At 61.6% G+C, this 19,485-nt stretch carries 15 protein-coding genes; 12 read left to right on the forward strand and 3 right to left on the reverse strand.

Going from position 1 to position 19,485, the window contains the following annotated elements:
* Nucleotides 1–64: 64 nt before the first annotated feature.
* The 3 genes from ivbL (at nt 65) to ilvN (ending at nt 2,281) form a co-directional block, all read left to right on the forward strand.
* Nucleotides 65–178 (forward strand): ilvB operon leader peptide IvbL, encoded by a 114-nt coding sequence (gene ivbL / locus AAIE04_RS16345; RefSeq protein ID WP_154747116.1) that lies wholly within the window; start codon nt 65–67, stop codon nt 176–178.
* Nucleotides 179–289: 111 nt separating this feature from the next.
* Entirely contained in the window at nt 290–1,984 is a 1,695-nt protein-coding gene (ilvB, locus tag AAIE04_RS16350) for an acetolactate synthase large subunit (RefSeq protein WP_498057235.1), read from the forward strand.
* Nucleotides 1,985–1,987: 3 nt separating this feature from the next.
* Complete coding sequence (ilvN, locus tag AAIE04_RS16355; protein WP_016929110.1) at nt 1,988–2,281, forward strand: acetolactate synthase small subunit; 294 nt, start codon at nt 1,988–1,990, stop codon at nt 2,279–2,281.
* Between the two features lie 28 nt (nt 2,282–2,309).
* On the opposite strand, the gene AAIE04_RS16360 is transcribed toward ilvN, so the two are convergent.
* Nucleotides 2,310–3,080: a DedA family protein gene (locus tag AAIE04_RS16360; RefSeq protein WP_211130380.1), complete on the reverse strand. Its 771-nt coding sequence runs from the start codon at nt 3,078–3,080 to the stop codon at nt 2,310–2,312.
* 214 nt (nt 3,081–3,294) lie between these two features.
* Between AAIE04_RS16360 and AAIE04_RS16365 the strand changes: the two genes are divergently transcribed.
* From AAIE04_RS16365 to rluA, 3 genes are all read left to right on the forward strand, one after another.
* Nucleotides 3,295–5,661: a DNA polymerase II gene (locus tag AAIE04_RS16365; RefSeq protein WP_019455047.1), complete on the forward strand. Its 2,367-nt coding sequence runs from the start codon at nt 3,295–3,297 to the stop codon at nt 5,659–5,661.
* Nucleotides 5,662–5,908: 247 nt separating this feature from the next.
* The gene (gene rapA / locus AAIE04_RS16370) at nt 5,909–8,815 is read left to right on the forward strand and encodes an RNA polymerase-associated protein RapA (RefSeq protein WP_025159632.1); all 2,907 of its coding nucleotides are present in this window, start codon (nt 5,909–5,911) and stop codon (nt 8,813–8,815) included.
* 57 nt (nt 8,816–8,872) lie between these two features.
* Nucleotides 8,873–9,523, forward strand: coding sequence for a bifunctional tRNA pseudouridine(32) synthase/23S rRNA pseudouridine(746) synthase RluA (gene rluA, locus AAIE04_RS16375; protein ID WP_004932866.1), 651 nt, complete (start codon nt 8,873–8,875; stop codon nt 9,521–9,523).
* A gap of 45 nt (nt 9,524–9,568) precedes the next feature.
* Here the strand turns inward: rluA and djlA are convergent, their stop codons facing one another.
* Nucleotides 9,569–10,390 carry a co-chaperone DjlA gene (gene djlA, locus AAIE04_RS16380; RefSeq protein ID WP_019455045.1) on the reverse strand — a complete coding sequence of 274 codons (822 nt, stop codon included), beginning with the start codon at nt 10,388–10,390 and terminating at the stop codon, nt 9,569–9,571.
* Nucleotides 10,391–10,618: 228 nt separating this feature from the next.
* Between djlA and lptD the strand changes: the two genes are divergently transcribed.
* The 6 genes from lptD (at nt 10,619) to apaH (ending at nt 17,377) form a co-directional block, all read left to right on the forward strand.
* Nucleotides 10,619–12,979 (forward strand): LPS assembly protein LptD, encoded by a 2,361-nt coding sequence (gene lptD / locus AAIE04_RS16385; RefSeq protein WP_498577351.1) that lies wholly within the window; start codon nt 10,619–10,621, stop codon nt 12,977–12,979.
* A gap of 65 nt (nt 12,980–13,044) precedes the next feature.
* Entirely contained in the window at nt 13,045–14,346 is a 1,302-nt protein-coding gene (surA, locus tag AAIE04_RS16390) for a peptidylprolyl isomerase SurA (protein ID WP_025159631.1), read from the forward strand.
* Complete coding sequence (pdxA, locus tag AAIE04_RS16395; RefSeq protein WP_025159630.1) at nt 14,333–15,325, forward strand: 4-hydroxythreonine-4-phosphate dehydrogenase PdxA; 993 nt, start codon at nt 14,333–14,335, stop codon at nt 15,323–15,325. The genes surA and pdxA overlap by 14 nt, the downstream gene beginning before the upstream one ends.
* Complete coding sequence (gene rsmA, locus AAIE04_RS16400; RefSeq protein ID WP_063918142.1) at nt 15,318–16,136, forward strand: 16S rRNA (adenine(1518)-N(6)/adenine(1519)-N(6))-dimethyltransferase RsmA; 819 nt, start codon at nt 15,318–15,320, stop codon at nt 16,134–16,136. Before pdxA ends, rsmA begins: the two co-directional genes overlap by 8 nt.
* 12 nt (nt 16,137–16,148) lie before the next feature.
* On the forward strand, nt 16,149–16,526 hold the full coding sequence (apaG, locus tag AAIE04_RS16405; RefSeq protein WP_019455040.1) for a Co2+/Mg2+ efflux facilitator ApaG/CorD: 378 nt from the start codon (nt 16,149–16,151) through the stop codon (nt 16,524–16,526).
* A 2-nt stretch (nt 16,527–16,528) separates the two neighbouring features.
* Complete coding sequence (apaH, locus tag AAIE04_RS16410) at nt 16,529–17,377, forward strand: bis(5'-nucleosyl)-tetraphosphatase (symmetrical) ApaH (protein WP_019455039.1); 849 nt, start codon at nt 16,529–16,531, stop codon at nt 17,375–17,377.
* Between the two features lie 48 nt (nt 17,378–17,425).
* Here the strand turns inward: apaH and AAIE04_RS16415 are convergent, their stop codons facing one another.
* Nucleotides 17,426–19,315, reverse strand: coding sequence for a PhoX family protein (locus AAIE04_RS16415; protein ID WP_019455038.1), 1,890 nt, complete (start codon nt 19,313–19,315; stop codon nt 17,426–17,428).
* Nucleotides 19,316–19,485: the final 170 nt, after the last annotated feature.

The following is a 19,485-nucleotide window of genomic DNA, read 5'->3' on the forward strand; positions in this document are numbered from 1 at the left end:
GCCAATAAACCTGTTGTGCGAATTTTGCGCCTGTGTTTTTATAAAAACCTGACTTTTTTTACTGATGATAAGGTTCCCTGTGATCGCATCCTCGCTGACTTCGACCCTACTAGTTACCGCGCTACCAGCCGCGGTGGTCGTCGTGCGTGTGGTGGTGGTCGTCGGCAATGCGCCGTAGGGTCCGAATCAACGCATCGATTCCCAAACCCCGCCGGCGCAAACCGGGCGGGGTTTCTTGTTTTAGCACCCTGCCCAGCAAAGCTCACCGGCCTTGAGAAAGGACAGGAACATGGCAACTTCGGGCACGCCTCAACCGGGCACCAGCTTTACCGGCGCACAATTGATCGTTCATCTGCTGGAGCGTCAGGGCATCACTACCGTCGCCGGCATTCCCGGCGGCGCCGCGCTGCCGCTGTATGACGCGCTGAGCCAAAGCACCCGCATTCACCACGTGCTGGCGCGCCACGAACAGGGCGCGGGCTTTATGGCGCAGGGTATGGCGCGCGCCAACGGCAAGGCGGCGGTGTGCATCGCCTCCAGCGGGCCGGGCGCCACCAACCTGGTCACCGCCATCGCCGATGCCAAGCTCGATTCCATTCCGCTGGTGTGCATCACCGGGCAGGTGCCCTCCTCGATGATCGGCACCGACGCTTTCCAGGAAGTGGACACCTACGGCATTTCCATCCCGATCACCAAGCACAACCATCTGGTGCGCGATATCCGCGAGCTGCCGCAGGTGATCGGCGACGCGTTCCGCATCGCCGAGTCAGGCCGCCCGGGCCCGGTCTGGATCGATGTGCCGAAAGACGTGCAAACCGCCACCATCACGCTGGAAGAGCTGCCGCCGATCGCCGTGCCGGACGCCGCCCCGAGCTTCGATCCGGCACTGGTTTCGCAGGCCGCCGCGATGATCAATCAGGCAAAACGCCCGATCCTCTACCTGGGCGGCGGCATCATCTGCGCCGACGCCCACCGGCAGGCGCTGGAACTGGCCGAGCGCGCCAGCCTGCCCACCACCATGACGCTGATGGCGCTGGGTGCGATGCCGGTGGAACACCCGCTGTCGCTGGGCATGCTGGGCATGCATGCGGCGCGCAGCACCAACTTCATTCTGCAGGAGGCCGATCTGCTGATCGTGCTGGGCGCGCGTTTCGACGACCGGGCAATCGGCAAAACCGAGCAGTTCTGCCCTAACGCCGCCATCATTCACGTGGATATCGATCGCGCCGAGCTGGGCAAGGTCAAACAGGCCAACGTGGCGATCCATGCCGACGTCGGCCAGGTGCTGCAACAGTTGCTGCCGCAGATCGACACGCAGCCGCGCAGCGCGTGGCTGAACACCGTCAATGACCTGAAGCGCGAATTCCCGTTCAACATGCCGAACGCCGACGATCCGCTGAGCCATTACGGCCTGGTGCTGGCCGCCGCGCGCTGTGTGGACGACAGCGCCATCATCACCACCGACGTGGGCCAGCATCAGATGTGGGTGGCGCAGGCCTATCCGCTGAGCCGGCCGCGCCAGTGGCTGACTTCAGGCGGCCTGGGCACCATGGGCTTCGGCCTGCCGGCGGCGATCGGCGCGGCGTTGGCGGAGCCCGAGCGCAAAGTGCTGTGCTTCTCCGGCGACGGCAGCCTGATGATGAACATTCAGGAAATGGCCACCGCGGTCGAGCACGATCTGGACGTGAAAATCATTTTGATGAACAACCAGGCGCTGGGGCTGGTGCACCAGCAGCAAACCCTGTTCTACCAGCAGCGCATCTTCGCCGCCGCCTATCCGAAGCGCACCGACTTCCTGAAAATCGCCGCCGGATTCGGGTTGGATACCTGCGATCTGAATGCTGCGGAAGATCCGCAGGCGGCGCTGGCCGAGGCGATCCAACGACCGGGCCCCTGTCTGATCCACGCGCTGATAGATATTAATGAAAAAGTGTTCCCGATGGTGCCGCCGGGCGCCGCCAACATCGACATGATTGGAGAATAAGCCATGCTGCAACCACAAGATAAACCCCAGGTGATCCTGGAGCTGGCGGTGCGCAACCATCCCGGCGTGATGTCGCACGTTTGCGGGCTGTTCGCTCGCCGCGCGTTCAACGTCGAAGGCATTTTGTGTTTGCCGTTGAAAGACGGCCAGCAAAGCCGCATTTGGCTACTGGTCGCCGACGATCAGCGGCTGGAGCAGATGATAAGCCAGGTGGAAAAGCTGGAGGATGTGCTGCAGGTGAAGCGCCACAGCGAAGACGTGCGGGTATTTGAACAGCTGGAAGCGTTCTTCCAGTAAGGCGAACGGGGGCTTTCGCCCCCCTTTGTCATTGACCCGACAACACCTTCCACAGCAGGTGGCGATACACCGGCATCAGCGGCTGCTGGCTCAGCGCATAACCGGCCGCCAATGCCACCAGCCAACTCAATCCGCACACCACGCGCAGCCGCAGCGGCGTCAGCCAACGGCTCAGCCGATCGGCGTTGCGCTTGCCCTCACGCCACCAGCGCCAGCTCAACCATACCGCCAGCCAGACAAGCAGCGCCGCCGCAAGCAGCAGCCACTTGAACATCGCGCTGTCGGCACCGGCGGGAATATCGATCGCCACGCCCGCCAGAATGCCGGGGAAGAAATAAACCGGCGGCCAGGTCAGGCAACCGATGATGTTCGGCAGCGCGAACTTGTACGGCGGCAGATCGAGCATGCCGGCCACCATCGGCACCAGCGGGCGCGTCGGGCCGACGAAACGGCCGATCAGAATGGTCGCCATGCTGTGCTGGTGCAAGGCGTGCTCGGTTTTATCGAGCAGCGCCTTGTTCTTCTTCAGGAAAGACCAACGGTGTAAAGGCCCCTTGAACGCGCGGCCGACGAAATAAGAGATCCAGTCGCCGAGCAGGCAGCCGACGATGCCCGCCGCCCAGGCGTAGTAAAAGTCCACCTTGCCGCTGCCGATCAACGCGCCGATGCTGGCCATCATCACCGTGCCGGGCAGCAGCAGCCCCACCAGCGCCAGCGACTCCAGAAAAGCGACCAGCAGGACGACCATCAGGGTGAAAGCCAGTGACTGGGTGATCAAATCTTGTAAATAGGCTTCCATTACACCTCTGTGGATTATTCGGGCCAAACGGGCGGAGGATTTTCCAGTGCCGCCGCAGACGAGTCAATCGATGAATTGTATGCGTATTTGGCAACGCCGCGCGGCAATGGACAATCACTGTATAAAAACCCATACTATAATTTATCTATATTAGCGCCAAAACCGACATCTCGCTGAATGTCGCGCACGCCACCCGGCGGAAGACGAAGGGGTTATGACAGCACTGCAACAGGGTTTCCTGCTCACTCGCCACTGGCGCGACACGCCCACCGGCACCGAGGTCGAATTTTGGCTGGCGACCGACGCGGGCCCGCGTCAGCTGCGTCTGCCGCCGCAAACCTCGGTGGCGTTTATCCCCGCCGAACACCGGCAGCGCGCGGAACTGCTGCTGCGGGAAGAGCGGCAAGTCGAACTGAAACCGCTGGCACTGACGGATTTTCACCACCGCCCGATGCTGGGGCTTTACTGCCGCCAGCACCGTCAGCTCATCAAGCTGGAAAAACTGCTGCGGGAAGGCGGCGTTGCGGTCTACGAGGCCGACATTCGCCCACCGGAGCGCTACCTGATGGAGCGCTTCATCACCGCGCCGGTGTGGTTCAACGGCAACCCCAACGGCGGCGGCCTGTTGCTCAACGGCCAGATGAAGCCGGCGCCGGAGTACCGCCCAACGCTCAAGCTGGTATCGCTGGATATCGAGACCACCGCCCACGGCGAACTTTACTCCATCGCGCTGGAAGGCTGCGGCCAGCGGCAGGTGTACATGCTGGGGCCGGCCAACGGCGGCGATGAGCCGCTGGATTTCGATCTGGAATATTGCGCCAGCCGCCCCCAGCTGCTGGAACGGTTGAACGCCTGGCTGGAACGCCACGATCCCGACGCCATCATCGGCTGGAACCTGGTGCAGTTCGATCTGCGGGTGCTGCAAAAGCATGCCGAGCGCTACCAGATCCCGCTGCGGCTGGGGCGCGGCGGCAACCTGCTGGAGTGGCGCGAGCACGGCTTCAAACAGAACCACTTTTTCGCCGCCGCCGCCGGCCGGCTGATCATCGACGGCATCGAAGCGCTGAAATCCGCCACCTGGAACTTTCCCTCCTTCAGCCTGGAATACGTTTCACAGGAACTGTTGGGTGAAGGCAAGGCGATCGACAACCCTTATCAGCGCATGGCGGAGATCGACCGGCGCTTCGCTGAAGACAAGCCGGCGCTGGCCCGCTACAACCTGAAGGACTGCGAGCTGGTGACGCGCATCTTCGCCAAGGCCGATCTGCTGAACTTCCTGCTGGAGCGCGCCACCGTCACCGGGCTGGCGGCCGATCGCAGCGGCGGCTCGGTGGCAGCCTTCAGCCACCTCTATATGCCGCGCATGCACCGCCTGGGCTTTGTCGCCCCCAACCTCGGCGAACAGCCGGAGGAGCACAGCCCCGGCGGCTTCGTAATGGACTCGCGGCCCGGCCTGTACGACTCGGTGCTGGTGCTGGACTATAAAAGCCTGTACCCGTCGATCATCCGCACCTTCCTGATCGATCCGGTCGGGCTGGTGGAGGGCATGCGCCATCCGGGCGACGCCGACTCGGTGCCCGGCTTTCGCAACGCCCGCTTCTCGCGCAGCAAACACTGCCTGCCGGCGATCGTCGAGCAGATCTGGCAGGGCCGCGAGGCCGCCAAACGCCAGCACAACAAGCCCCTGTCGCAGGCGCTGAAAATCATCATGAACGCGCTGTACGGCGTGCTGGGATCGAGCGGCTGCCGCTTCTTCGATCCGCGGCTGGCGTCGTCGATCACCCTGCGTGGCCACGAGATCATGCGGCAAACCCGCGAGCTGATCGAAGCCGAAGGCTACCAGGTAATTTACGGCGATACCGACTCCACCTTCGTGTGGCTGAAACAGCCGCATGACGAGCAACAGGCGGCGCAGATCGGCCGGGCGCTGGTGCAACGGGTCAACGCCTGGTGGCGGCAGCAGCTGCAGCAGCAGTTCGGGCTGGAGAACGCGCTGGAGCTGGAGTTCGAAACCCACTACTCCCGTTTCCTGATGCCGACCATTCGCGGCGCCGAACAGGGCAGCAAAAAACGCTACGCCGGCCTGATCGCACGCGCCGACGGCGAGGAAGAGATGGTGTACAAAGGGCTGGAAACGGTGCGCACCGACTGGACGCCGCTGGCGCAGCAGTTCCAGCAACAGCTCTATCAGCGCATCTTCAAACGGCAGCCCTATCAGGACTATGTGCGCGACTACGTCGGCAAAACCCTGAACGGCGACTTCGACGATCAGCTGGTGTACCGCAAACGCCTGCGCAGAAAGCTCGACGACTATCAGCGCAACGTGCCGCCACATGCCCGCGCCGCGCGCATCGCCGACGACTACAACCGCCAACAGGGGCGGCCGCTGCAGTATCAGAACGGCGGCTGGATCAGCTACGTGATGACCGTGGCCGGGCCGGAACCGCTGGAAACCCGCCATTCGCCCATCGACTATCAGCATTACCTCGAACGCCAGCTGCAACCGGTGGCAGACGCTATACTCCCTTTCTTGCACGACGATTTCACCACGCTGGTCACCGGGCAAATGGGGCTGTTTTGAGATTGCGCCAGGTTAAGAAAAATCATCGGGTTTTGCAGGTGACGAACGCGCCGCCTTCCATTACCATAGCGCCCTTCCCAAAACTGAACCACGCTTAGCCCTGCCGTCTCGCGACGTCTGCATGGCGTGAACGGCTATTGCCCGCCAAATTTAAAACAAACCGGGATTAGCTGACGTTCAGTACAGGTGCCGCGGCCCTTCCCGCCCGGTAACAAGACTTACTTACAAAGAATCGAGCCGACAATATATGCCTTTTACTCTTGGTCAACGCTGGATCAGCGACACGGAAAGCGAATTAGGATTGGGAACCGTCGTGGCGCTGGATGCGCGCATGATTACCCTGCTTTTCCCCGCCACCGGTGAAAACCGCCTCTATGCCAGAAACGATTCGCCGATCACCCGCGTGATGTTCAACCCGGGCGATACCGTCAGCAGCCACGAGGGCTGGCAGCTGCAGGTGGAAGAGGTGAAAGAGGAAAACGGTCTGTTGACCTATATCGGCACCCGTCTGGACACCCAGGAAAGCGGCGTGGCGATGCGCGAAGTGCTGCTGGACAGCAAACTGACCTTCAGCAAACCGCAGGATCGTCTGTTCGCCGGCCAGATCGACCGCATGGACCGTTTCGCGCTGCGTTTTCGCGCGCGCAAATACCAGAGCGAGCAGTATCGCCTGCCGTTCGCCGGCCTGCGCGGCATGCGCGCCAGTCTGATCCCGCACCAGCTGCACATCGCCCATGAAGTCGGCCAGCGCCATGCGCCGCGCGTTCTGCTCGCGGACGAAGTCGGCCTCGGCAAAACCATCGAAGCCGGCATGATCATCCACCAGCAGCTGCTGGCGGGCCGCGCCGAGCGCGTGCTGATCGTGGTGCCGGAAACGCTGCAGCACCAGTGGCTGGTGGAGATGATGCGCCGCTTCAACCTCTACTTCTCGCTGTTTGACGACAGCCGCTACGCCGAAGCCAAGCTCGACAGCAGCAACCCGTTCGAGACCGAACAGCTGGTGATCTGCTCGCTGGACTTCGTGCGCCGCAACAAGCAGCGTCTGGAAGAGCTGGCGGACGCCCAGTGGGACCTGCTGGTGGTCGATGAAGCGCACCACCTGGCCTGGAGCGAAGAAGCGCCGAGCCGCGAATATCAGGTGATCGAACAGCTGGCCGAGCATATCCCCGGCGTGTTGCTGCTGACCGCCACCCCGGAACAGCTCGGCCAACAGAGCCACTTTGCGCGCCTGCGCCTGCTCGATCCAAACCGTTTCCACGACTACGGCGAGTTCGTCGCCGAGCAGCAGAAATACCGTCCGGTGGCCGACGCCGTCACCCTGTTGCTGAGCGGTGAGCGCCTGGCTGACGACAAGCTGAACCTGCTGGGCGAGCTGATCGACGAGCAGGACATCGAGCCGCTGCTCAAAGCCGCCAACAGCGAAGGCGACAACGCCGAGCAGGCGCGCCAGGAGCTGGTTTCGATGCTGATGGATCGCCACGGCACCAGCCGTGTGCTGTTCCGCAACACCCGTAACGGCGTGAAGGGCTTCCCGCACCGCAACCTGCACCAGATCAAGCTGCCGTTGCCGACCCAGTATCAGACCGCGATCAAAGTCTCCGGCATCATGGGCGCTAAAAAGTCCGTCGAAGCCCGTGCGCGCGACATGCTGTACCCGGAGCAAATCTACCAGGAATTCGAAGGCGAAAACGCCACCTGGTGGAACTTCGACCCGCGCGTCGAATGGCTGCTGGATTACCTGCTGGCCAACCGCAACGAAAAAGTGCTGGTGATCTGCGCCAAGGCCGACACTGCGCTGCAGCTGGAGCAGGTGCTGCGCGAACGTGAAGCGATCCGCGCCGCGGTGTTCCACGAAGGGCTGTCGATCATCGAGCGCGACCGCGCCGCCGCCTACTTCGCCTCCGAAGAGGAAGGCGCGCAGGTGCTGCTGTGTTCCGAGATCGGTTCCGAAGGCCGCAACTTCCAGTTCGCCAGCCAGTTGGTGATGTTCGATCTGCCGTTCAACCCGGACCTGCTGGAGCAACGTATCGGCCGTCTGGACCGTATAGGCCAGATGCACGACATCCAGATCATGGTGCCTTACCTGGAGCACACCGCGCAGGCGGTGCTGGGCCGCTGGTTCCACGAAGGGCTGGACGCCTTCGAGCACACCTGCCCGACCGGCCGCACCATCTACGACAGCTGCTATGAGCAGTTGATCGGTTTTCTGGCCGCGCCGACCGAGCAGGAAGGGCTGGACGAATTCATCCACGCCTGCCGCCAACAGCACGATCAATTGAAAGCGCAGTTGGAACAGGGGCGCGACCGCCTGCTGGAGATGCACTCCAACGGCGGCGATAAAGCCCAGGCGCTGGCCGCCGCCATCGCCGAGCAGGATAACGACGTCAACCTGGTGGGCTTTGCGCTCAACCTGTTCGACATCGTCGGCATCAATCAGGAAGACCGAAGCGACAACCTGATCGTGCTGACGCCATCCGACCATATGCTGGTGCCGGACTTCCCGGGCCTGCCGCAGGACGGCTGTACCGTCACCTTCGACCGCGATCAGGCGCTGTCGCGCGAAGACGCGCAGTTCGTCAGTTGGGAACACCCGATCATCCGCAACGGCCTGGATCTGATCCTGTCCGGCGATACCGGCAGCTGTGCGGTGTCCCTGTTGAAAAACAAAGCGTTGCCGGTCGGCACCCTGCTGGTTGAGCTGGTGTACGTGGTGGAAGCCCAGGCGCCGAAGCACCTGCAGCTGACCCGCTTCCTGCCGCCGACGCCGATCCGCATGCTGATGGATCGCAAGGGCACCAACCTGGCGGCGCAGGTCGAGTTCGAAAGCTTCAACCGCCAGTTGAACGCAGTCAACCGCCACACCTCCAGCAAGCTGGTCAACGCCGTGCAGCAAGACGTGCACGCCATGCTGCAGCAGGCGGAAAGCCTGGTCGAAGCACAGGCGCGCACGCTTATCGAGCAAGCCAAACAAGAGGCGGACGACAAGCTGAGCGCCGAGCTGGCGCGTCTGGAAGCGCTGAAAGCGGTCAACCCGAACATTCGCGACGACGAAGTCGAAACGCTGGAGTTCAACCGCCGTCAGGTGCTGGCCAACCTCAATGAAGCCGGCTGGCGCCTGGATGCCATTCGTCTGGTGGTGGTCACCCACCAGTAACCGGCGCGACGCGGGGAGGCAGCCGCCTCCCCGTTCGGCCCTTTTCGCGGAGCCAAGATGGAACCCTATAATCCCCCGCAGGACCCGCTGCACATCCTGTATCAGGATGAACACATCATGGTGGTCAACAAGCCCAGCGGCTTGCTGTCGGTGCCCGGCCGCGCGCCGGAAAACAAAGACAGCCTGATGACCCGCATTCAGGCCGATCATCCGGCCGCCGAATCGGTGCACCGGCTCGACATGGCCACCAGCGGGGTGATCGTGGTGGCGCTCAACAAGGCCGCCGAGCGTGAGCTGAAGCGGCAGTTCCGCGAACGCGAACCGAAGAAATCCTATATCGCCCGCGTTTGGGGGCATATGGAACATGACGAGGGGTTGGTGGATTTGCCGCTGATCTGCGACTGGCCGAATCGGCCGCTGCAAAAGGTGTGTTTTGACACCGGCAAAGCGGCGCAAACCGAGTATCTGGTGCTGTCGCGCGACGCCGATGGCAGCACGCGCGTGAAGCTGACGCCGATCACCGGCCGCTCACATCAGCTGCGGGTGCACATGCTGGCGCTGGGGCACCCGATACTCGGCGACGGTTTCTACGCCCCGCCGGAAGCCAAGGCGATGGCGCCGCGATTGCAGCTGCATGCGCAAGAGTTGCGCATCACCCATCCCGCCTTCCAGACGCCGATGCACTTTCGCGCCGAGCCGGATTTCTGAATCATATGTTAAACGGGCTCGGCATGCCGGGCCCGCTTTCATCGCCTATTTAAAACCTTTCTCGCGTTTGATCAGGTCGTACGCCGCCTGAATCTCCTGCGCTTTTTGCTTGGCCATTTCCATCATCTGCGGCGGCAAGCCTTTCGCCACCAGCTTATCCGGATGGTGTTCGCTCATCAGCTTACGGTAGGCGCGCTTGATGGTGGCGGCATCGTCGCTGCTGTTCACGCCGAGCACCTTGCACGCATCGTCGAGCGTCGGGCCGCGCTGAGCCTGCTGATAGCCGCCCTGCGAATACCCGCCCTGTTGACCGCCGCCGAATTGGCGCCCCCCCTCCATCATGCTGAGGAACTGATCGAACTGCGCGCGCGAAATGCCCAGCTCTTCGGCGATGACGTACAGTACCTGACGTTCATTCGGATGCAGCGAGCCGTCGGCGAACGCCGCCTGAATCTGAATTTCCAGAAACATCCGAATCAAATCAAAGCGGCCAAAGCAGATGCTGCGGAACTGCTGCAGCGTCTCACGCAGCGGGAACTGGCTCTGTTTGCCCTCGCGGAACGCCTGCTGCGCCGCGGTGCGCGCTTCGCCGTGCAGCTGCAGGCGATCCATGAACAGGCTGGCAATCTGGATATCCGCCTCGGTGACGCGTCCTTTGGATTTGGTCAGGTGGCCCATCACCTGAAAAGTGGTGCGGAAAAACAGCGTTTGCCGCGTTTGCTGGTCGGTGAAAAAACCCCGGCTGCGCTTGTTGCTGCGCGCCGTATCGATCATATGACCGATAATCAGCCCCAGAACTACACCCCAGAATCCCGCGCCAGACCAGATGGCGACGATGACGCCGAGCAGTTTTCCCCAATACTGCATATACTCCTCAATTATCATGCCGAAAGCCGCCCGCTCTCCTCCGTTTCAGGAAAGGGCGCAGGCGATTTTTCCCAGAATTTGGATTATCATACCTGTCATTTATCTTTGCGCCTAACGACGACGCAAGTAAACGGCTGGATTTAGCACTAGCGCAACGCAGATGAGTAATATAGTCTCTGACCGTTTGCCGGACACGACGCCTCTGATGACGGAACACCAAAACCGCGTATGAAAAAAAGTTTCCCAACCCTGCTGGCCACGATGATTTGGACGGCACTCTACAGTCAGCATGCGCTGGCTGATCTGGCCGAGCAATGCATGCTTGGCGTTCCCGTTTACGACAAGCCTTTGGTCAGCGGCGATCCAAACAGCCAGCCTGTGACCATCAATGCCGACGACTCGCGCGCCGACTACCCGAAAAGCGCCCTGTTCAGCGGCAACGTGCGTGTCGAGCAGGGCAACAGCACCCTGACCGCCAAAGAAGTTGAGCTGAACCAGACGCAAAACCCGGGTCAGACGGAGCCCGTGCGCACCGTCACGGCCACCGGTGACGTGCACTACAGCGACAATCAGATCAAACTGAAAGGCCCGAAGGCCTGGTCGAACCTGAACACCAAAGATACCGACGTCTATGAAGGCGACTACCAGATGGTAGGCCGTCAGGGGCGTGGCGATGCCGACAAGATGAAAATGCGCGGCGCCAACCGTTACACCATTCTGGAAAACGGCACCTTTACCTCCTGTCTGCCGGGCGACGACAGCTGGAGCGTAGTCGGCTCCGAAGTGATCCACGACCGCGAAGAGCAGGTGGCTGAAGTGTGGAACGCCCGCTTCCGCATCGGCGGCGTGCCGGTGTTCTACAGCCCGTACCTGCAGCTGCCGGTCGGCGACAAGCGCCGTTCAGGCTTCCTGATCCCGAACGCCAAATACGGCAGCAACAACGGCTTCGAGTTCATGTTGCCGTACTACTGGAACATCGCGCCGAACTACGACGCCACCATCACGCCGCATTATATGTCCAAGCGCGGCCTGCAGTGGCAGACCGAATTCCGCTACCTGGTGCAACCGGGCCTTGGCCTGATGGAATTAGACTGGCTGCCGAACGACCGGGAATACGGCAAAGATCATGACGACAGCAAGCGCTGGCTGTTCTATTGGAACCACAACGGCGTGATGGACCAGGTGTGGCGCTTCAACGTCGACTACACCAAGGTCAGCGATTCCAAATACTTCACCGATCTGGACTCCAAGTACGGTTCCACCACCGACGGCTACGCCACGCAGAAATTCAGCCTCGGCTACGCCAACGAGAACTGGAACGCCACGCTGAGCTCCAAGCAATTCCAGATTTACGACGATACCAACCGCACCCTGTCTGACACCTACAAGGTGCAGCCGCAGCTGGATCTGAACTACTACAAGAACGACCTCGGCCCGTTCGATTTCCATATCTACGGCCAGGCGGCCAAGTTCACCAGCGTCAACCCATACAGCCCGGACGCCACCCGTCTGCATATGGAACCGACGCTCAACCTGCCGCTGACCAACGGCTGGGCCAGCCTGAACACCGAAGCCAAGCTGATGGCGACCCACTACCAGCAGGATATTCCTGACGGTTTCGCCGCCAACTACCAGAGCCGCAAAGGCGCCGCCGCGCCGGATCTTGACGATTCGGTCAACCGCGTATTGCCGCAGTTCAAGGTCGACGGCAAGCTGGTGTTCGAGCGGCCGATGATCTGGGCAGAAGGCGCTACCCAGACCCTGGAGCCGCGCGTGCAGTACCTGTACGTGCCGTATCGCGATCAGAGCAACATCTACACCTACGACACTACGCTGCTGCAGACCGATTACTCCGGCCTGTTCCGCGACCGCACCTACAGCGGCCTGGATCGCATCGCTTCGCAGAACCGTGTCTCCACCGGTTTGACCACCCGTATTTATGATGACGCGCTGGTTGAACGTTTTAACGCTTCCGTGGGTCAAATCTACTACTTCAGCCGTTCGCGTACCGGCGACCAGATGACGAGTTTCGATAACAACGATAATACCGGCAGCGTGGCCTGGGCCGGCGATACCTATTGGAAGATCGACGATCGTTGGGGTCTGCGCGGCGGCCTGCAGTACGACACCCGCCTGAGCAGCGTCTCGCTGGGCAACGGCGTGGTGGAATACCGCCAGGACGCCGAGCGCGTGGTGCAGCTGAACTACCGTTACGCCACGCCGGAATACATCCAGACGGCGTTGAACACCAAGACGGTTCCGGCCTTCCAGGACGGCATCTCGCAGGTGGGCATTACCGGCAGCTGGCCGATCGCCGATCGTTGGGCGGTCGTCGGGGCGTATTACTACGACACCCGCGCCAAACAATCCGCCGATCAGCTGGTGGGGCTGAAGTACAACACCTGCTGCTGGGCAGTGACCCTGGGCTATGAGCGCAAGATCACCGACTGGAACACCAGCAACAATACCAGCGTTTACGACAACAGAGTTTCGTTCAACGTCGAACTGCGTGGCCTGAGCAGCGATCATAGTCTCGGCTCCGCGGAAATGCTGCGCTCCGGCATTCTGCCGTATCAGCGCGCATTCTGACGCTTTGCAACACTTTGAAAACGAGAACTTTCACCCGCATTTGCGGATTACATAATGGGAAATGTATGAAGAACTGGAGAACGCTTATTCTCGGATTGGTGGTTTGCGCCAATGCCGCGTTCGCAGCACCCCAAGAAGTGGATAAAGTCGCCGCCGTCGTGGATAACGGCGTGGTACTCGAAAGCGACGTCAACGGACTGTTGCAGTCGGTGAAACTCAACGCCCAGCAGGCCGGCCAACAGCTGCCGGACGACAAGACGCTGCGCCATCAGATCATCGAACGTCTGATCATGGATAACATCCAGCTGCAGATGGCCAAGAAAATGGGCATCACCGTGTCCGACGCCGATCTGGACAAGGCGATCGCCAACATCGCCGCGCAAAACCGCATGAGCGTCGATCAGCTGCGCAGCCGCCTGTCGTATGAAGGGCTGAACTACAACACCTATCGCGCGCAGATCCGCAAAGAGATGCTGATCTCCGAAGTGCGTAACAACGAAGTGCGTCGCCGCGTCACCATCCTGCCGCAGGAAGTGGACTCGCTGGCCAAACAGGTGGGCGCGCAGAACGGCAGCGACACCGAAATGAACATCAGTCACATCCTGATCCCGCTGCCTGAGAACCCGTCGCAGCAGCAGGTCGACAAAGCCGAAGAGCTGGCCAAACGTCTGGTGGGCGAGATCAACAGCGGCGCCGACTTCGGCAAGCTGGCGATCACCTACTCCGCCGACTCTCAGGCGCTGAAAGGCGGCAACATGGGCTGGGGCAAGCTGCAAGAGATCCCGACCCTGTTCGCGGAACGTCTGGTGAGCGCCAAGAAAGGCGACATCGTCGGGCCAATCCGTTCCGGCGTCGGTTTCCATATCCTGAAAGTGAACGACATCCGCGGCGCCAGCCAGTCGGTCTCGGTCACCGAAGTGCACGCCCGTCACATCCTGCTGAAGCCTTCCGTGGTGTTGACTGACGATCAGGCGCGCGCCAAGCTGCAATCCGTGGCGGAAGCCATCAAGAGCGGCCGCGCCAAATTCGCCGACGAAGCCAAACAGCTGTCGCAAGATCCGGGTTCCGCCATGCAGGGCGGCGATCTGGGCTGGGCTTCTCCGGACATCTACGATCCGGCCTTCCGCGATGCGCTGCTGAAGCTGAGCAAGGGTGAAATCAGCGCGCCGGTACACTCTTCCTTCGGTTGGCACCTGATTCAGCTGCTGGATACCCGTCAGGTGGATAAAACCGACGCCGCGCAGAAAGATCGCGCTTACCGCATGCTGTTCAACCGCAAGTTCGCCGAAGAAGCGCAGACCTGGATGCAGGAACAGCGCGCCCAGGCCTACGTGAAGATCCTCGATGGCAGCGATGCACAGCAATAAACGCGTCGTCATTACCCCCGGCGAACCCGCCGGGGTGGGGCCGGATTTGGTAGCCGCCCTGGCGCAACAGGATTGGCCTGTTGAGCTGGTGGTGTGCGCCGATCCGGCCTTGTTGCTTGAACGCGCCGAACGCCTGGGCCTGCCGCTGACGCTGCGCGACTACCAACCGCAGCAACCGGCCGAAGCGCAACGCGCCGGCACGCTGACCGTGCTGCCGGTGCCGCTCGCTCACCCGGTTACCGCCGGTGAGTTGAACGTCGGCAACAGCGCCTACGTGGTGGAAACCCTGGCGCGCGCCTGCGACGGCTGCCTGAACGGCGAGTTTTCCGCACTGATCACCGGCCCGGTGAACAAGGGCGTGATCAACGACGCCGGCGTGCCGTTTATCGGCCATACCGAATTCTTTGCCGATCGCAGCCGCTGCGATCGCGTGGTGATGATGCTCGCGACCGAAGAGCTGCGCGTGGCGCTGGCGACCACCCACCTGCCGCTGCTGGCGGTGCCGGGCGCCATCACGCAGCAGAGCCTGTTCGAAGTCATCCGCATTCTCGACCACGATCTGAAAACCAAATTTGGCATCGCCCAGCCGCACATTTACGTCTGCGGTCTGAATCCCCACGCCGGGGAAGGCGGCCATATGGGGCGCGAAGAGATAGACACCATCATCCCGGCGCTCGATGCGCTGCGCGCTGACGGCATCCATCTTGTCGGCCCGCTGCCGGCGGACACCCTGTTCCAGCCCAAATATCTGCAAGATGCCGATGCGGTGCTGGCGATGTATCACGATCAGGGGCTGCCGGTGCTAAAATACCAAGGGTTCGGCCGCGCGGTGAATATCACCCTCGGTTTGCCTTTCATACGCACCTCGGTCGACCACGGCACCGCTCTGGAACTGGCCGGCACCGGCACCGCCGATGTCGGCAGTTTCCAAACGGCCCTGAATCTCGCCATTAAAATGATAATTAATTGTAATGAATAACAGAGTCCACCAAGGGCACTTTGCCCGCAAACGCTTTGGACAAAACTTTTTAACCGATCAGTTTGTCATCGATAGCATTGTCTCCGCCATTCACCCGCAGCCGGGCGAAGCGGTGGTTGAGATCGGCCCCGGTCTCGGCGCCTTGACCGAGCCGGTCGGCGCGCGCATGGACCGCATGACGGTGATCGAACTGGACCGCGATCTGGCCACCCGGCTGGAGAATCATCCGCAGCTGAAAGACAAGCTGACCATCCGCCAGCAGGACGCCATGACGGTGAATTTCGCCGAACTGGCCGAGGAAGCTGGCCAACCGCTGCGCGTATTTGGTAACCTGCCGTACAATATTTCGACGCCGCTGATGTTCCACCTTTTCAGCTATACTCAGGCAATCCGCGACATGCACTTTATGTTGCAGAAAGAGGTGGTCAACCGTCTGGTGGCCGGCCCTGACAGCAAGGCCTACGGGCGTTTGACCGTGATGGCGCAGTACTACTGCAACGTCATTCCGGTGCTGGAAGTGCCGCCGACCGCGTTCGCGCCGCCGCCGAAGGTCGATTCCGCCGTGGTGCGCCTGGTGCCGCACCGCGTGCTGCCAAACCCGGTGGGCGACGTGCGTATGCTGAGCCGCATCACCACGCAGGCGTTCAACCAGCGGCGGAAAACCATCCGCAATAGCCTGGGCGACCTGTTCACGCCGGAGCAGCTGACGGAACTGGGTGTCGATCCTTCGCTCAGAGCAGAGAATATTTCTGTGGCGCAGTACTGCAAGCTGGCGAACTGGCTGTCAGCCAATCCGGCGCCGCAGCAATAAGGAGTTGTTGTCATGATTGATTCGCCCCGCGTGTGTATTCAGGTTCAGAGCATCTATGTGGAATCACAGTCGATCCCTGAAGAAGAGCGTTACGTCTTCGCCTATACCATCACTATCCGCAATCTGGGGCGGAGCGACGTGCAACTGCTGGGCCGTTACTGGCTGATCACCAACAGCAACGGCCGCCAAACCGAAGTCCAGGGCGAAGGCGTGATCGGCGAACAGCCCGTCATTCCGCCCGGCGGAGAGTTTCAGTATACCAGCGGCGCCATTCTGGAAACGCCGCTGGGCACCATGGAAGGCCATTACGAAATGGTTGATCATCAGGGTCAGCCGTTCCGCACCGCTATTCCCGTGTTCCGCTTAGCCATTCCAACGCTGATCCATTAATTATGTCGACATACCTTATCGGCGACGTTCACGGCTGTTTTGATGAACTGAAGTCGCTGCTGGCTCAGGCTGCTTTCGATCCCGAGCGCGATCAACTGTGGCTGACCGGCGATCTGGTGGCGCGCGGCCCCGCCTCGCTGGACGTGCTGCGCTACGTGCGCTCGCTCGGCCCGGCGGTGCGCATGGTGCTGGGCAACCACGATCTGCACCTGCTGGCGGTTTACGCCGGCATCAGCCGCAACAAACCCAAAGATCGCATCACACCGCTGCTGGAAGCGCCTGACGCCGACGAGCTGATCAACTGGCTGCGCCGCCAACCGGTGCTGCAGGTGGATGATGAGCAAAAGCTGGTGATGGCGCACGCCGGCATCACCCCGCAGTGGGATATCGACACCGCGAAAATGTGTGCGCGCGAAGTGGAGGCGGTATTGAGCAGCGACAGCTACCCGCTGTTCCTCGACGCCATGTACGGTGATATGCCGAACAACTGGGCGCCGGAGTTGAGCGGCCTTGCGCGCCTGCGTTTCAGCACCAATGCGTTCACGCGCATGCGCTACTGCTTCCCCAACGGCCAGCTCGACATGATCTGCAAAGATGCGCCGGGCAGCGCACCTGCGCCGCTGAAACCGTGGTTCGAACTGCCGCGCCTGATCGACCCCGAATACACCATCATCTTCGGCCATTGGGCCTCGCTCGAAGGCAAGGGCACGCCGGAAGGCGTGATCGGGCTGGATACCGGCTGCTGCTGGGGCGGCGATCTGACGATGCTGCGCTGGGAAGACCGTCGTTATTTCACCCAGCCAGCTAATCGCAGCGAAGCGCCTGACGCCGGCAGATTAGCCGCATCCTGAAAATACAAAGGCGGCCCCGTGGCCGCCTTTGTTTTCTATATTATCGCCTTACGCCCCAATCACCCCGCCATCTTCACGCGTGATCATCAATACCGATGAACGCGGGCGCGGGCTGTTGTTTGGGAAGTGCGAATCGCCCTCTTCTCCCGGATGCTGCACGTTGACGAACATCGTCCTGTAGTCCGGAGTGAAGGTGATGCCGGTCAGTTCGCAGGACTTCGGCCCCACCATAAAGCGGCGAATTTCGCCGCTGACCGGATCGCCCACCAGCATCTGGTTGTTGCCCTGCCCGACGTAGTCGCCCTTGTTGCTGTACTTGCCGTCGGTGAGGATCCACAGGCGGCCGGCGCGATCGAATCCCAGCCCGTCCGGGCTGTTGAAGGTGTTATCCGCCGTGATGTTCGGCGTGCCGCGGTTAACGCCTTCCGGGTGGGCGATCGGGTTGCCGCACAGCGCATAGATATCCCAGGCGAAAGCGTCGGCGGTGGCGTCGCCGCCCTCGTCCCAGCGAATAATCTGGCCATAGACATTGTTCGGCCGCGGATTAGCGGCGTTCAACGGCATCCCCTCCTCGCCGCGCTTGCTGTTGTTGGTCAGCGTGCAGTACGCGCGGCCATCATGCGGGTTCACCGCGATCCACTCCGGGCGATCCATTTTAGTGGCGCCGACCTGCTGCGCCGCCTTACGGGCGAAGATCAGCACTTCAGCCTCATCGCGGAAACCGTTCTCCGGCGTCAGGCCGTTCTTGCCGAACTCGAGCGCAATCCAGCGCCCTTTGCCCTTCAGCGGGGTGCCGGCTTCGTCGCCGTCGAACTGCGCCACATACAGCGTCCCTTCGTCCAGCAGCGTGCGATTGTTGGCCGGATTGGCGATGTCGACCACGCCTTTGGAGACGTACTTATAGATATGCTCACCGCGCTCGTCGTCCCCCATATACACCACCAGACGGCCGTCTTTGGCGACGGTCACCGCCGCGTTCTCATGTTTGAAGCGGCCCAGCGCAGTGTGCTTAATCGGCGTCGAGGTTGGATCCAGCGGATCGATCTCCACGATCCAGCCGTGGCGGTTGAATTCGTTGGGGTTCTTCGCCACGTCGAAGCGTTCGTCGTAGTCCGGCCAGTTGCGCTCCGGCTCGTTGGCCTTCAGCGTGTAGCGTTTCTGTTCCGGGGTGGTTGGGTAATCGGCCTGGTGAGTCCCGAAGTAGGTATCGAAATTTTCTTCACAGGTCAGGTAAGTGCCCCACGGCGTCTTGCCGTTGGCGCAGTTGCCGAAGGTGCCCAACACCTTGCGGCCGCTCGGATCGGCGGCGGTCTGCAGCAGCGGATGCCCGGCAGCCGGGCCGCTGAACTGCATGTCGCTGTTGGCGGTAATGCGGCGGTTATAGCGCGACGGGCGCTCGACTTCCCAGCGCTGGCCATCGCCGACGCGTTTGACCGCCACGATAGAGACGCCGTGCGCCGCCTGCGACTTGCGCACTTCTTCCAGGCTAGTGGCCTTGGTGCCGCCGTGGGCGAACAGGTACTGCTCGTTGACGTATTCGTTGTTGATGGCCATCACGCCGTGATTGTCATCGATCGGGAAAAAGCTCATGCCGTCGTTGTTGTCGCCAAACTGCTTTTCCTGATCGGCGGCGCTGTTATTGCCCTGCGGATCGAAGGCCGGCGCGCCGTCCACCAGCGGCTCGCCCCAGGAGATCAGCACCTCGGCCCGGTAGCCCGGCGTGATGGTCACCTCATCGGCGGTCGACGCGGCGATGCCCTGAAAGCCCAGCAGCCTGTTCGGCGGCAGATCCTCGGCCAACGCCTCGGCGGAGACCGACCAGATGCCGCCGCCGAGAAAACCGGCCAGACCGACGGCGCCGGCGCTGCCGAGCAGCAGTTTGCGGCGAGTGGGATCGATCAGGCGATCGGCGTCTAATTGCTCAATTTGCTTGGTCATAGCGTGGTTACCTTTTTAGTTATGGCGCCGCGATCAAGATTCACCAGAGTTGCCGAGGCGCTCGGAGTTGGGCTTCATACTAATCAGGTAATGTGACGGAAAGGTTACGCATGACGGACGCAAAAAGACCGGGGGCGCAATTGCTTGCGCCCCCGGGGATAGCCTGGCTA

This window comes from Serratia sp. Ae19-1 (genome assembly GCF_059801225.1).

What these genes read in the sequence shown, in the direction of transcription:
- rluA (WP_004932866.1), top strand. Translation starts at nt 8,873, where the DNA reads ATGGAACCCTATAATCCCCCGCAGGACCCGCTGCACATCCTGTATCAG.
- rsmA (WP_063918142.1), top strand. Translation starts at nt 15,318, where the DNA reads ATGAATAACAGAGTCCACCAAGGGCACTTTGCCCGCAAACGCTTTGGA.
- surA (WP_025159631.1), top strand. Translation starts at nt 13,045, where the DNA reads ATGAAGAACTGGAGAACGCTTATTCTCGGATTGGTGGTTTGCGCCAAT.
- ivbL (WP_154747116.1), top strand. Translation starts at nt 65, where the DNA reads ATGATAAGGTTCCCTGTGATCGCATCCTCGCTGACTTCGACCCTACTA.
- AAIE04_RS16365 (WP_019455047.1), top strand. Translation starts at nt 3,295, where the DNA reads ATGACAGCACTGCAACAGGGTTTCCTGCTCACTCGCCACTGGCGCGAC.
- pdxA (WP_025159630.1), top strand. Translation starts at nt 14,333, where the DNA reads ATGCACAGCAATAAACGCGTCGTCATTACCCCCGGCGAACCCGCCGGG.
- apaG (WP_019455040.1), top strand. Translation starts at nt 16,149, where the DNA reads ATGATTGATTCGCCCCGCGTGTGTATTCAGGTTCAGAGCATCTATGTG.
- apaH (WP_019455039.1), top strand. Translation starts at nt 16,529, where the DNA reads ATGTCGACATACCTTATCGGCGACGTTCACGGCTGTTTTGATGAACTG.
- AAIE04_RS16360 (WP_211130380.1), bottom strand. Translation starts at nt 3,080, where the DNA reads ATGGAAGCCTATTTACAAGATTTGATCACCCAGTCACTGGCTTTCACC.
- ilvB (WP_498057235.1), top strand. Translation starts at nt 290, where the DNA reads ATGGCAACTTCGGGCACGCCTCAACCGGGCACCAGCTTTACCGGCGCA.
- ilvN (WP_016929110.1), top strand. Translation starts at nt 1,988, where the DNA reads ATGCTGCAACCACAAGATAAACCCCAGGTGATCCTGGAGCTGGCGGTG.
- rapA (WP_025159632.1), top strand. Translation starts at nt 5,909, where the DNA reads ATGCCTTTTACTCTTGGTCAACGCTGGATCAGCGACACGGAAAGCGAA.
- djlA (WP_019455045.1), bottom strand. Translation starts at nt 10,390, where the DNA reads ATGCAGTATTGGGGAAAACTGCTCGGCGTCATCGTCGCCATCTGGTCT.
- AAIE04_RS16415 (WP_019455038.1), bottom strand. Translation starts at nt 19,315, where the DNA reads ATGACCAAGCAAATTGAGCAATTAGACGCCGATCGCCTGATCGATCCC.
- lptD (WP_498577351.1), top strand. Translation starts at nt 10,619, where the DNA reads ATGAAAAAAAGTTTCCCAACCCTGCTGGCCACGATGATTTGGACGGCA.